Source organism: Tropicimonas aquimaris (assembly GCF_042676185.1).
Lineage (GTDB): Bacteria > Pseudomonadota > Alphaproteobacteria > Rhodobacterales > Rhodobacteraceae > Tropicimonas > Tropicimonas aquimaris.
This window is the reverse complement of the sequence record NZ_JBHTJT010000027.1, coordinates 1-12,812: the sequence shown is the minus strand read 5'-3', so window position 1 is coordinate 12,812 and position 12,812 is coordinate 1. Positions and strand designations below refer to the sequence as shown.

The 12,812-nt window shown below is 59.4% G+C and carries 12 protein-coding genes; 1 reads left to right on the top strand and 11 read right to left on the bottom strand.

The genetic code is table 11. From position 1 onward, the window contains the following. From ACFQ2S_RS13485 to ACFQ2S_RS13435, 11 genes are all read right to left on the bottom strand, one after another. Nucleotides 1–487, bottom strand: a 487-nt coding sequence (locus ACFQ2S_RS13485) for a sugar phosphate nucleotidyltransferase (RefSeq protein ID WP_386075196.1), incomplete at its 3' end; no start/stop codon positions are given. 594 nt (nt 488–1,081) lie between these two features. After that, a complete protein-coding gene (locus ACFQ2S_RS13480; RefSeq protein WP_386075195.1) occupies nt 1,082–2,944 on the bottom strand; it encodes a hypothetical protein in 1,863 nt (620 codons plus the stop codon). Continuing rightward, on the bottom strand, nt 2,941–3,171 hold the full coding sequence (locus tag ACFQ2S_RS13475) for a helix-turn-helix transcriptional regulator (protein ID WP_386075194.1): 231 nt from the start codon (nt 3,169–3,171) through the stop codon (nt 2,941–2,943). Before ACFQ2S_RS13475 ends, ACFQ2S_RS13480 begins: the two co-directional genes overlap by 4 nt. Nucleotides 3,172–3,299: 128 nt before the next feature. Continuing rightward, the gene (locus ACFQ2S_RS13470; RefSeq protein WP_386075192.1) at nt 3,300–4,358 is read right to left on the bottom strand and encodes a hypothetical protein; all 1,059 of its coding nucleotides are present in this window, start codon (nt 4,356–4,358) and stop codon (nt 3,300–3,302) included. Nucleotides 4,359–4,748: 390 nt separating this feature from the next. After that, complete coding sequence (locus ACFQ2S_RS13465) at nt 4,749–5,747, bottom strand: Gfo/Idh/MocA family protein (protein ID WP_386075191.1); 999 nt, start codon at nt 5,745–5,747, stop codon at nt 4,749–4,751. Continuing rightward, nucleotides 5,744–6,571, bottom strand: a complete 828-nt coding sequence (locus tag ACFQ2S_RS13460; RefSeq protein ID WP_386075189.1) for a sugar phosphate isomerase/epimerase family protein — start codon at nt 6,569–6,571, stop codon at nt 5,744–5,746. Before ACFQ2S_RS13460 ends, ACFQ2S_RS13465 begins: the two co-directional genes overlap by 4 nt. Nucleotides 6,572–6,650: 79 nt before the next feature. Continuing rightward, nucleotides 6,651–7,484, bottom strand: coding sequence for a carbohydrate ABC transporter permease (locus ACFQ2S_RS13455; RefSeq protein WP_386075187.1), 834 nt, complete (start codon nt 7,482–7,484; stop codon nt 6,651–6,653). Continuing rightward, nucleotides 7,484–8,410, bottom strand: a complete 927-nt coding sequence (locus ACFQ2S_RS13450) for a carbohydrate ABC transporter permease (protein ID WP_386075185.1) — start codon at nt 8,408–8,410, stop codon at nt 7,484–7,486. The genes ACFQ2S_RS13455 and ACFQ2S_RS13450 overlap by 1 nt, the downstream gene beginning before the upstream one ends. Nucleotides 8,411–8,497: 87 nt before the next feature. Beyond that, on the bottom strand, nt 8,498–9,718 hold the full coding sequence (locus ACFQ2S_RS13445; protein WP_386075184.1) for an ABC transporter substrate-binding protein: 1,221 nt from the start codon (nt 9,716–9,718) through the stop codon (nt 8,498–8,500). A 26-nt stretch (nt 9,719–9,744) separates the two neighbouring features. Then, nucleotides 9,745–10,632, bottom strand: a complete 888-nt coding sequence (locus ACFQ2S_RS13440; RefSeq protein WP_386075182.1) for an alpha/beta hydrolase — start codon at nt 10,630–10,632, stop codon at nt 9,745–9,747. Nucleotides 10,633–10,649: 17 nt separating this feature from the next. Beyond that, nucleotides 10,650–11,273 carry a GntR family transcriptional regulator gene (locus ACFQ2S_RS13435; RefSeq protein WP_386075180.1) on the bottom strand — a complete coding sequence of 208 codons (624 nt, stop codon included), beginning with the start codon at nt 11,271–11,273 and terminating at the stop codon, nt 10,650–10,652. Nucleotides 11,274–11,479: 206 nt separating this feature from the next. Here ACFQ2S_RS13435 and ACFQ2S_RS13430 point away from each other — a divergent pair, with 206 nt between their 5' ends. Beyond that, nucleotides 11,480–12,601 (top strand): ABC transporter ATP-binding protein, encoded by a 1,122-nt coding sequence (locus tag ACFQ2S_RS13430; RefSeq protein WP_386075178.1) that lies wholly within the window; start codon nt 11,480–11,482, stop codon nt 12,599–12,601. Nucleotides 12,602–12,812: the final 211 nt, after the last annotated feature.

Genomic DNA, 12,812 nt, shown 5'->3' with positions numbered 1-12,812 from the left:
AACGCGCCGGCGGCCGGACGGCCGTGATCGTGGCAAGTTTCCCGTGCTTGCGGTGGAACGCCAGGAGCTCGTCGAAATCGACGTTCGACAGGCCATCCCCCCAGGTCAGCATGAAAGTTCCGTCCCCGAGGTAGTCCTTCAGACGCTTGATCCGCCCGCCGGTCAGGGTATCCATGCCGGTCTCGACGAGGTCGATCTTCCAGGGCTCACGCCGCGCTTCGTGGCGGGTCACGATGGACGGCTTTCCCGGCTCCATGTCGATGGTAAGATTGCCGGTCAGCGTTGCGTAATCCGCGAAGTACTTCTTGATGTAGTCGCCCAGGTAGCCGAGCGCGATCACGAACTCATGGTGCCCATACTGGGTATAGTGCATCATGATGTGCCAAAGGAGCGGGCGGCCACCGATCTCGACCATCGGCTTCGGTCTGATGGAGGTCTCCTCGGCAAGGCGGGTTCCTTTGCCGCCGGCAAGCAAGGCAACTTTCATATCCCCTCCCACGTAAATAAACACCATTCAAAGTCGACGAACCAAATGAACGCCGACCAATCTTGGCTGAGCGATTTGGTCTGTCGTTAGGCTGTTGCTAAGGTAGGATACCAGATAATCCATCGAAGGAGAAACGCTCGCGTCTAGTAGTGTCTAGCGGCCGTTTCTTGCGTTTGGGTAGCAAGTTGCTCACCGTCGAAACGTGTTTCGATCGTCTCACCTCAGGCGGTCATCTGGCTACTTGGATTCAATTTCCGCTCCGAGAGAATGAAGCCTTCCCCGCCGGTCCCTATTGTATCCGAAATAGTTTCTGACCCTCCCCCCCTCCCTCGGTCTTGTCGATTGTTACTCCTCTACACCGCCGGGACAGGCCCACTGTCCCAGCTATCCCGTTGATTTCATGTTGTTATGGGGTCACTTCTACAATGTTACTGAAAGGAAGAAGAACGTAGCGGTGAAGCTGATATTGCGGGCCGGCTTATGTAGGATGTTCCTTGCCGGGAATGCTGTCGCAGCTGTCACGATTGAAGATTATATAGCAAATTCAATGTATTGGGTGTGACGGCGTCGCTGCATCCGCGACGCCGCACGTCGTCACCCGGCTGTCTCTGGGTCCAGGCAGGACAATGGAACAAGAAGAACTCGTACCTGGAGGTTTGACCAGGGACGCATCGCGGATTGCGGACGACTGGCTCCATTCAGTTTCAATAGTGCCGATACATGGGCACCATTTCTCCACTTTGTCTCGGAGAAGATGCTGGCCGTCGGGGTAGTTCGCCCGGTTCTGAATGCAACCTGCATGCGATCAGGCGTTAGGTAAATGCCGTACCGTCCAAGCGCGCGTTCGGGATCCTCAACTCCGCTGCAGGGCATATTGTCACGAACCGCTCCAACGAGTTCGCTCACACTGCGCTTGATCCCATGATCCAGAGACACTTGCGCCGAGAGGATATGGTCCAATGCATCGCGCCCCTCGGAAGCCTCTTCGCTTTCCCCGGCGTCCTCGATCAGGAGTTGCAGTTGCGGAACGATGAGATCGAGCCTGCGGTCGTCGATAGGACCGTCGTTCACGAGCAAGTCGAAGCCGGCCAGAACTGTGGCTGCCGTATCGGCCTGCCTGTTGTCTGCTCCCAGCTCTCGAGCCCTCGCCGATATTCGCGTGACGGTCATGTCCCAATGCTCGCTCTGCTTCAACATCTTGCCGCGGAAACTCGGACTTGAAGCGCGACACGTGGCGCGGAGCTTCTCAAGCCCGACGGCGGTCGCAGCGGGCTTTGGCGAGTGCCCGTTTGAACCGAGTTCCAGCATAACGAACCGGGACCTGTCCTGCGGTTCGAGGTGGATGTGATTGATCGACGTCACGTATGCGGGCCCGAGCGTGCGGAATGAAACAGCGTTGTGATCTGCTCCGCCGCGCGCTGTCCGGCCACCTTTTCCCCCCGACATCCGCCGGAACAGCGCCAGCATGCTGTCCTGCCTCGAGGCATTGCGCAGGTTATCGTCGGGCTCGAATTCGTCGATGAGAAGCGGCCGTGCCTGGTTGTTCCTCGACTGGCGCAGCCCCGCTTCTGTCGCATCGTTGACGACACCGCCGGACAGCTTTCCAAGGAGCGTATCGGTCAACTCGATCAGCATCGACTTTCCGCTTCCTCGACCACCCGTGACATACAGGTGAGCACGCCAATGGGGGTATCCGCCGAGAGCAGCTGCGGCCACCCAACCGAGGTAGATCGTTGGGTCTTCCTTGCGCTGCCATGCGAACTGCGCTTCGAAGGACTCGACGAGTGCAGCAAAGCCATGCGACATCTCTGGAACCTCAGGCGGCGGCATGCTGGGACCGGCAACCATCACCGCGGTCCCGGAACCGCCGTGGACACCCATAAACCGCCCGCTGGCGTCCACCAGCTTGTCTCCGCAATGCGCAACTGCCGTGTCATCCTCAAGCCGCCAGACTCCGACAGACCTGATATCCGCTGAACCGGGGTCGAAGATGCCCTTCGAATTGCATTCCGCGATGATCCAGTTTCCTGCCTCCCTGGATGACCAGTCTCCGTCCCTGGAAGGGAACGTCCCCCGGCACCATCGCTCAACATCGTCACCGAACCCGGAAAACAGCGCCTTCACACCGCGACCGCTCTCGAGGGCCTCCGCCTTCATGTGGCGAAGCTCACGGCTCGGGGCGACGAAATAATAGGTGCCCGCATTGTGTCCGAGAGGACGAACCGGCGGTACCTCGGCGGGTTCCTCCGAGCTTTTCATCTGGCCCGGGTCGCTTGGCATATCGGCATCGGGGGTTGCGCCGGACGCGCGACACTCCGTCTGCGAAGCGTCCACTCCACATAGTTCCGTGACGTCTTCGGCGGCATCAAAGACTTTGCGGACTTCGGTGAGCCGTTGCGCGCGTGTTTCGATGTGGTTCGATTCTGACAGAATGATCGATCGTGAGGTTCCCGTCATGAGAAGTCTCCACCGGATTTTTCGCCGCGCTGGTCACAGGGAATTCGCTGCTCGAGGATCCAGGCCTCGATGTCTTCCCGGCGATACCTTACGGAGCGCCCGATCTTGACATACGCGGGTCCGATACCCTTGACCGCCGCGAGTTCGAGGAAGCGTTTTGAAACGCCGTAGAGATCTTCAACCTCCTTGCGATCGATCAGTCTGAGCTCGCTGTTTCGGGAAACCACCTTGCCGTACCTCCAAGCTTCGTCGTGTTGCTTAGAAACTGGCGCGGGGGCGGCATGGAAGTCATCAATGGGTAATTATGATTAATCATGAGTAAATATCCCAACCCGCCATCCCACTGATTTCACAGTCAGTTTGGCTCACGTCCTCTAATTCTCATGCTTAACCGTTGGATTTTGGCATCGTAGTTTGCGCCGTCAATCTCGTCTTCGAACTGCCTGACCACCCGCGTGCAGGCGGCGTGACCATTGAGGTTCTCCTCCTCCATTATGTGAAGCACCTTCTTGACCCAACGTTCGTCTGCCGCGTGATATCCGGAACCGCGCGGCCGCCCCCTAGGTTTCTTCTTGTTCGTTGCGGGTTTCTGAAGCTGTAAGTGGGCCAGCTCTACCGGGCCGGGCAAGTCATCCGGCGTGAGAAACCGCCATTGGTCGTGATCGTCAAAAAAACTGTCAGGTGCCGAAGGGACATCATCCAGCGTTTCGTCTGACAGTTCGAAATCAGAGCGAAGCAGGTGTTCCGGCAGAGCGTAGCCGGTCTCCGGGTGAAAGCCCGCCCCTGGCTGCAGCAGCACGTACCGACCGGATCCCAACGGTTTCACGCCGAGCCAGTAACCCTCCCGGTGCGTGCGTTCGATCACCGCACGGTAGCTGTCAAAAAGGTCCGCAACTGCCGCAACGTAGGGTAAGAGGACTTGCTGACGGTAGGTCTCCGATCGGCGACGCCCGCCACTCACGGGAAGTTCCGGCGCAAGCTGGAACTCGGGATTGTCACTCCGGGGACCGCCGACAAACCCATTCGGGGATATCGCTCGCCCATCATTTGCCAGCTCGTTGAAGTCCTGGTCGAGTTCGCGCCAACGCATGAATAGATCGCTCTTCTTTTCGACAAGCGACCCCACAAGCCGATGGAAAAAGCCCTCGGTTTCGTGGTTGGAAAACACCCGCAGGCTCGATCGCCATTGGATATCCCCGGTCTCAAGCGTGACGGCAGCGATGCCGTTGGGAAGCAGGCGATCTACCAGTTGAGGCAGCGTGGCAAGATCGAAGCGGTTTCCACTTGCTTCGGATTGGACATAGGATCCGACGATATCGTCAAAAGGGCCGGTGCTGGCATTCACTTGTTCTCGCTCAAGCTCGAGAAGATAGTCTTCGTCTACTCCACCCAATTCCCAAGACTCGTCGCTCATGACTGTTTAACTTCTTTCCTCGCCCCTTCAGATCGCTCCTACGAAGCGACGTCGAGTTCTCCAGACCGATCAATAGTTCTCTGCGAAGTGGTTGCCACCGCAACCAGCAAATGTTCCAGACATGGCTGCAACATTCGTCCCATTCAGTGGTTCCAAAGCACTAGTGGAACGTCGCCAGTTTCCACACTACTATCGCGACCGGTACAATTGGCCCTTTCTTGAGCAGCTCCAGAGCCTGCGTTTTCCCATAGGTAGTCTCGGCTAGATGCTGCGACTCCTAAGAGTCGCGCGATCTTTGCGACGCAATACTCAATTGGGGCTTAGGACACTTCGTAGCGAGACCTGTGAATGGTGCCAGCAACAGGCTGATCAAGGGAATCCGGTCTACATCTAACTCCCAATCAACTCGATCATCCGTTCCAAGCGCACCATCGCGAGGACGCCATCCTCGATGGTAGGCACCTCGCGGCTCTCCCCTCTAAGAACAGCAGAGGCGTCCGCAATCAGCCCGCTATAGCCTTTGTGGTCCTCATTGGCCGCTGCCGTGAAGTTGGGTTGCCAGGTCAGAGTATCCACGGTCTCGTCGAGCGTCGCCGATGGGTTATCTGCCTTAAAGGGCGGGTCCCTGTGAAGCTCGACATTGACGATATTGTCTACCTCGATCCGCTTGTGGTCGCCCATGATGCGGATCTCTTCCATCGGTGTTCCGCGGGACTGGACCGTGCCCATCACGATATTGCCGATTGCGCCCGCCATGGTCGTGAACCCTAGGTGCAGCAAAAGCCGACCTGGCGCTGGGCTGACCTTGCGCACGCTCATTTCGCCGAACTCGCTGGAGGCGAACCAGGGCACAAGATCCATGTAGTGGACGCAGTGATGCAGGAAGAACCCCGTATAATCCGGCTCGCCCTCGAAATAGGTGGGCGCGGTCAGATAGCTGCCTGTTATGCCGAGGATGGGGCCGAAATTCGCATTCCTGAGCAGGTTCATCGCGATGCGGTTGCCGCTCGAATAGCGCTTCATGAAGCCCACTACCACTGGCTTGCGGGCCCTTTGCGCGGCCGCCGCCACGTCCCGCGCGCCCGTCGCGGTGGCGGCTGGCGGCTTCTCCATGAAAACAGGCAGGCCGCGTTCCAGCGCGGCGATCGAGGCTGCCTGGTGGATGGCTGGTCCGACGGCCATGCCGACAGCATCCAGTCCTGGATGCCTGAGGAGATCCCGGAAATCGTTGTAGCAGTCCTCGACACCGTAGGCTTGCGCGGTCGAAGCCATCGCAACCCGGTCGCTGTCGCACAAGGCGACGAGCCGGATATCGTGATCCGACAGGCGTGGCAGGAGCATCTGGCGCGCATGCCGGCCGCAACCGATCCATCCAATCTTCAGGCTCATTGGTCAACCTCCGCCAGTGCCAAGGCCGACCTGATCACGCCAAGGCCGGCTTTCAGCTTGTCGCTTTCATCCTCGCGGGGCGCACGCCAGTGGGCGATGGGCAGTGCGACCCGGTCATCGGCGCGCCGGAACGGTTCGAGCGAGACGGGGCCGGAGTAGTTGACCTCCGCGAGCGCCCGAAAGATTGCCGGCCAATCGAGATGGCCGGTTCCCGGATGGCCGCGGTGGTTCTCGTTCGCCTGGAAATGAACAATCCGCGATCCCGCGGCGCGGACCGCGTCCGGAATCGAGCGCTCCTCCATGTTCATGTGGAATGTGTCGAGCAGGATCCCTAGGCCGGGATCATCCACTGCATCGACGACTTCGATGGCTTGCCTGGTCGTGGAGAGGATGTCCGTCTCGAACCGGTTGAGCGGCTCCACGGCGAGGACTTTTCTCGCGGCCCGAGCAAGCGGGGCGACAGAGCTAAGCCCCTCTATGGTGCGGGCGGCCCGGGCGGATATATCCTCATCAGTCCAAGGCTGAGGCGGTCGGCCGGCAAAAACCATCGGCTCCCCATACAGAGGCCCACCGATGATTTCGGCTCCTATGGCCTCGGCAGCGTCGATGCAGAACTTTATGTAGTCGATACCACCCGACCGCGCAGCTGGTTCCTCCGAAGCTATAGAGCGCTGCGCGTTCACTCGCGCCGCGAGAACGATATCGATCCCGGCATCTCTGGCGGCGCTGCGAACATCTGCCAAGGAGAGATCGTCTTCGGGTTCCGGTACCAGCAACTCGACAAAATCGAACCCCAGAGACTTCGCGTGTGCGAAATAATGCAAGTCCCCTCTCGCGAAAGGGCGAGTGAACTGCATCGAGATAATTCCGACTGGATTGTCCAATTGGTATTCCTTTCGCGTATCAGCCTTTGACCGCGCCTTGGGTCAGGCCAGAGATCAGGCGTTTCTGCACCAGCAGGAACAGTACGGTGGCAGGCATCGCGCCGACGATACCGCCAGCGGTCAGAAGCCCCCATTGCACTTCGTATTCTCCGATCAATGTCTGTACGGCGACGGTGATGGTCCGCACGTTCCGGCCACCAAGTGTCAGGGCGTAGAGGTACTCGTTCCAAGCGGTGATGAAGATGTAGATGCCCGTGGCGATGATGCCTGGCAGGCAGAGCGGCAGAACGATGCGCAGCATGGCCCCAAGCCGCGTGCAGCCATCCGTCATCGCGGCCTCGTCGAGCGAGCGCGGAATGCCGTTCATGTAGCTGGTCATCATCCAGACGGAGAACGGAATGGCGATGGTGGAATTAGCGATGATGAGGGCAAGATGGCTGTCAAGAAGCCCCAGAACCCGCATGAGTACGAAGAGTGGCAGGATAAGCAGCACGAGCGGGAACATGTTGATGAGCAGGAACTGCATCATCAACACGCGACGACCCCGATAGGAAAAGCGCGAAAACGAATAGGCCGCCGTGACGGAGAGTGACAGGCCCACTACGACCGTGCCGCTTGCGACTATGAAGCTGTCGAGCAGGTTGTCGGCGAAACCCACGGTGCGGAACAGGCGGGTGTAGTTCTCGATCGTTGCGCCCGCGATGGAGGGACCTTCGGTGAAGAGCCGGTTTTCTGGCGTGATCGAAGTCAGGAACATCCAGAGATAGGGGCCGAGGGTGAAGACGAGAATCGCCAGCATCGGCAGGTCTACCGTCAGGATTCGACGACGCAGGGATTTCCGCTTGAGTGCCATCAGCGAAGGGCCTTTCCGGTGCGGCGCAGATAGATAATAACGATTATCATCAGCAGGATAGTGAAGGTGACGGCCAGCGCCGAACCGTAGCCGAAGTCGAGGTTGGTTCGCGCCTTGATGAAGGCGTAAAGCGGCAAGGTGTAGGTTGCGTAGCCCGGGCCGCCACCGGTCATCACGAAGATGACGTCAAAGGAATTGGCGACCCAAATGACACGCAGCAACACGGCTGTGATGAGCACACCCGAGATTCCCGGCAGCGTTATGTGACGAAACTGGCGCCAGGTGGATGCGCCGTCGATAGACGCGGCCTCGTAGTAGCTTTTCGGAATAGCCTGAAGGCCGGCCAGTATCATGACCGCGAAAAAGGGAAACCCCTGCCAGGTCAGCGTCAGCATGATGGCGCCGAGCGCAGTGTCCGGGTCGGCGAGCCAAGGCACGGAACTCTGGATGATCCCCAGCCGAAGCAGGAAGTCGTTCATGACGCCGTAGTTGCTGTCGTAGATCCAAGCCCACATCAGTGCGATTACAACCGATGGCAGTGCCCAAGGGATGATGATGAGCGCCCTGGCGAGCGGCCTCCAGGGGAAACTCTGGTTGAGAAGTAGCGCAGTGACGAGTCCCAGAAGAAGTTGGGCTGGAACCGTGACACCTATCCAAATCAGGGTGTGGCGGAGCGAAATCCAGAAGACCTCGTCATTAAGCACAGCACGGAAATTCTCCAGCCCGATGAATTCGAAATCCTTGGGGCGGAACAGGACATACTCGTGCAGGCTCATCCAGGCGGTCTGGACCATCGGCAGGAAGACGATGGTGAGCGTTACCAGCACCGCTGGCGAGAGCATTGCATACGGCAGAACCTGGCGTGCAAGCGAGCGGCGAACCGGACGCTTGGGCCTTTCGTGGCTGGAAGGGTCAGTGGCGCTCATCTGCCTCGGGCTCTGTCGGGCCGGGATGTGCCGGCGTTTGAGTTGCGCGGGGCGGCACAGGCCGCCGCCGCGTCGCCTTGGTGCAGGTCACTCTCCAAAGAGCTTGGCGATCTCGCCATTCATCTCGGCCGCAGTGATCTCGCCAGTGAGGGCGCGTTGCATCGCGACCGGCCAGACCGTGTTTACGAAATCCGACGTCTCGGAGCGGTTCGGAAGGAGTTGTGCGAAAGGCAGGGAGTCCATCGTGGCCTTGACGAAACGTTCCGGGTGAAGCGACCAGTCGGCGCTGTCGGTTTTCGTTACCGGAAGCTGGCCCGTGGCTTCATTGAACATCGTGTTGTTGCCGGCCGACGAAAGGAAGGAGATCCATTTCCACGCCGCGTCCTTGTCTTCGGCGGTGGAAAAGACCGCGGTGCTCTCGTCTCCGAAGGCTGTCCAGTGGCCACCGCCGCATTCCGGAACTGGGGCCGCGGAAACCTTGTCGCCCAAAGCTTCAACCATGCCGTTGGCCGAGCCGATGTGGTGGATCGTCATAGCCGTCGTACCTGCCTTGAAGGCGCCGATGATCTCTTGGAACCCGTCATTTGGGGCTGAAGGCGGGAAGGCACCGTCTTCGCGGAACAGGTCGACCACAAACTGGCTGCCCGCGAGCGCGCCTTCGGATTCCATGCCATCGACGAGGTCTGCTCCCTCGCGGCTCAGCGTGAAGCTAGCCCAGTGGTCGTGCCCACCCTTGCCTCCCCGGAAACCGAAGCCGTACACATCCATTTGCCCGTCGCCATCGGTGTCCCGAGTAAGCGCCTTGGCAACCTCGCGGAATTCGTCACATGTCGTGGGGACGCTCAACCCCAGTTCGTCGAACATGTCGGCGCGGTAATAGAGATAGAGCGCCACATATTGCACCGGCAGATAGTAGTTCTCGCCGTCCTCGGCGCTGGTCAGGTCAAGCAGGTTGTCCAGCAGGTCGGCCTTGCCTTCCCATGCTTCGATCCGCTCTCCGAGCGGCTCAAGCGCGCCCATTTCCAGAAGCCGGGGTTGGGCAAACATCTTGACCATCGCAGCGTCGGGCGCGTTGCCGCCGACTATCGAGGTGTAAAGCGTGTCGTAATAGCTGTTCCAGGGGACGTTCTCGGCCTCGATGGTGATGCCGGGATTTGCCTCCTCGAATGCGGCAACCAGTTCATCCATCGGGTTGTCTGCATTATCGAAATGGTACCAGAAACGCACCGTGCTGTCGGCGCTTGCCGCGTTTGCCCCAAGTGCGAGAATGCTCGCGGTCAGGCCAAGTCTGATTGCTGTATTCATCATCGTTTCCTCCCTTTGATGATATTCGTTCAGGTGGTCACCTCCCGAAACGCCTCTCCGGCCCGTTCGAATGCTTCTCTCGCTTCCGGCAAGGCATTTCCCATTTGCATGAATCCATGGACCACGCCGGGCCATAGATCGAAGCGGTCCGCTCTACCAATTGCATTGAGCCGGGCCACCAACAGCTCGGTGTCGGAGCGCAGAGGGTCGAGTTCTGCCGCGTTGAGATATAGCGGGGGCAAACGGGCCAGATCGGCGTCTGGAGCGCGGAGCGGCACTACGAAAGGGTCGGCCCTGTCCTCTGGCAGAGCATAGAGGTTCCAGTAGGCACGCATCCCTGCTTGAGTCAGGCCCGGTCCAGCGGCCTGTTCGACATAGGACTCCGTCGAAAAATCTGCACCATAGACGCCATAGAACAGGAGAGCCGACGCTGGCATCTCGCGGTCAATTGCAAGTAGCCTTAGCATAAGGCCCAGACAGAGATTTGCGCCCGCACTGTCGCCGGCGAGGCTCCACCGCCGATCGGGCGCGCGCGCTTCCCAGGCCGTCAAGCAGTCCTCCAAGCCGCAGGGAAAGGGATGTTCCGGCGCCAGTCGATAGTCGACGGTCAGAACCGGTGCCCGGCACGCGATCGCGAGCCGGCGGGCTGCGCCTTCGTGGGTCGCCGGTGAACAGAATGCCCAGCCGCCTCCATGCACATGCAGAATTGCATCGTTGCCCGTGTCGTTCTCGGGAACGACGAGGCGCGACGGCATTCCGGCGTGCAGGATTGTGCGCGCCTCGGCCACTCTCGGAAGATCCTCGTTCCAGCGAAGATTGTTCAACAGTGCCAGTGTCCGCCCTCTTGATGCGGAGATGTCGGTTGGATGCGGCAAGCCCGTGTCCTCCCGCGCAAGCCGATCGAGTATAGACTGCATGGCAGCACTTGGTTTCCTCATTGGCTGGGCCGCTCCGTCAGGTCGGGTCCGAAATCTACGATGGTGGAAATATGATGTCGCAGAACCTCTGCGAGGCGCTTGGCATCGCGGGCGCGCAGGGCGTCGAGGATGGGTACGTGCCGCTCAGCCGTTTCCTCAAGGTCTCGCAGCTGACCGGATTTCATGATCTTGAAACGATGGACGTGTATCAGGCACCGCCGGAGGATCGGCGTCACCAATTGCAGGTCCGCCGCTTCGAACAGGGCGATGTGAAAGGCCCTGTCATGCGCCGCTAGCCCGTATTCGTCGGCGTCGCGCGCTGCGTTGCGCATGTCGTTGAGTCTGCCGTGGAGGATCGTTTCGAGTTCGCCGTCGGCACGGCTCACGAGGCGGCCGATGCTGTCGCATTCGATCTTTAGCCGAAGTTCGATCAAAACCCGCGCATCGGCAGGGCGGCATTGCGCAACCGATGTTCCCCGGCGGGGTAACCGCGTGACGAGGCCCTCTTCGTTGAGGCGCATCAGGGCTTCGCGGACCGTGCCCTGACTGCAGTCGAAGCGTTTGGCTAGGTCAAGCTCGATCAGGGCGCTTTCCGGTGGGGCGAGGCCAAGAACAATCTCCCGCTGCAGTTCGTCGAACACGGTCTCGCTCCGCCGTCCGGAAGATCGCGCGACGGCGGGGATTGCAGCTGGGCGGTTATCGGTCTTGGCAACCATCTCGGTTATGCGTCCTCCAAAAACGGGAGAATCTTGCAGGTTGATTATCGATAACAAGCAAATTATCGATAATGCAATGGTGAATGTCGCGAACACCGGCCCGCTGGGCCGTCAGGACGGGAGGGGCGGCGATGGCAGAGGTGAGTCTGGAAGGGATCGTCAAGGACTATGGAAGTTACCGCGCGATCCACGACGTGGACCTTGACGTCGCCGACGGTGAGTTCGTCGTTTTCGTTGGACCGTCGGGCTGCGGAAAATCCACATTGCTCCGCATGATAGCAGGGTTGGAGGAGATCTCCGGAGGGGAGCTCACGATCGGCGGGCGCCTCGTCAATGAGGTAGAGCCGCGCGACCGCGATGTGGCCATGGTTTTTCAGGATTACGCGCTCTATCCCCACATGACTATTGCCGAAAACATCGGTTTCGGCCTGCGAATGCGCGACTGGAAGAAGGCCGATATCGAGCGGAAGGTTAAGGAGAGCGCCCGCATCCTTCAGATCGATTCGCTGTTGGAGAGGCGGCCTGCACAACTCTCCGGCGGTCAACGGCAGCGGGCTGCGATGGGCCGGGCGATTGTTCGAGAACCCTCGGTGTTTCTCTTCGATGAACCTCTGTCAAACCTCGATGCCAAGCTACGTGTCGAGATGCGCACCCAGATAAAGCGTCTTCACGCGATGCTCGGCACCACGACAATCTATGTCACGCACGACCAGACGGAGGCGTTGACGCTTGCGGACCGGGTAGTGGTCCTCGACGAGGGCCGAGTGGTACAACAAGGGCACCCACTCGAGCTCTACGAGCGGCCCAATTGCCGCTTTGTCGGCGAATTCATCGGCTCGCCGCAGATGAATATTCTCGATGCAATCGTCGACCGGACCGGAGACCAGACTGTTCTCCGAGTTGGCGCAACAACGGTTCCCATAGCTGATCTCCCGCTTCGTAACGGGGCGCATGTGGACGTGGGAATCCGTCCTGAGCACATCTATTGGGCGCCTCGTGAGAACTGTCTGCTGACTCCAACGGTAGATGTCTACGAACCCCTAGGATCGGATACGATGGCAATCTGCGATCTGGAGGGTCAGGAAATTACAGCCCGGCTCGATCCGAAGGTACGGATCAAGCCCAAACAGAGTATCTGTCTAAGCTTTGACGCCAGCAACCTTCACTTCTTTGATTCACAGGATGGTTCCAGGATTGAGCCTGGCCTATCGACGAGCTTGGAAAGCTCAAGAAACCGCGCAGCGCTCGATTAAGAGTTCGTTCCGTTCGCTATCTCAAACGTTGTGAGGACGACGTGGAAAACCTTGGGTAGGAGCGTATGCAAGACGGTGGGTGCAGTTGGGGGATTTCTTCTCGAACCTTCGCACAGGCAGCAACGAAATCAATCTTCCCGAAACACAAAGTCAGCGGTCATGAGTGTCTGCGACGGATCTCGGAACAAGCCGTCTCCATCGCCGGCCGCAA

Coding starts and splice junctions, on each gene's coding strand:
- ACFQ2S_RS13440 (WP_386075182.1), bottom strand. CDS start 10,632: ATGCAGTCTATACTCGATCGGCTTGCGCGGGAGGACACGGGCTTGCCG.
- ACFQ2S_RS13470 (WP_386075192.1), bottom strand. CDS start 4,358: ATGAGCGACGAGTCTTGGGAATTGGGTGGAGTAGACGAAGACTATCTT.
- ACFQ2S_RS13465 (WP_386075191.1), bottom strand. CDS start 5,747: ATGAGCCTGAAGATTGGATGGATCGGTTGCGGCCGGCATGCGCGCCAG.
- ACFQ2S_RS13430 (WP_386075178.1), top strand. CDS start 11,480: ATGGCAGAGGTGAGTCTGGAAGGGATCGTCAAGGACTATGGAAGTTAC.
- ACFQ2S_RS13455 (WP_386075187.1), bottom strand. CDS start 7,484: ATGGCACTCAAGCGGAAATCCCTGCGTCGTCGAATCCTGACGGTAGAC.
- ACFQ2S_RS13450 (WP_386075185.1), bottom strand. CDS start 8,410: ATGAGCGCCACTGACCCTTCCAGCCACGAAAGGCCCAAGCGTCCGGTT.
- ACFQ2S_RS13480 (WP_386075195.1), bottom strand. CDS start 2,944: ATGACGGGAACCTCACGATCGATCATTCTGTCAGAATCGAACCACATC.
- ACFQ2S_RS13445 (WP_386075184.1), bottom strand. CDS start 9,718: ATGATGAATACAGCAATCAGACTTGGCCTGACCGCGAGCATTCTCGCA.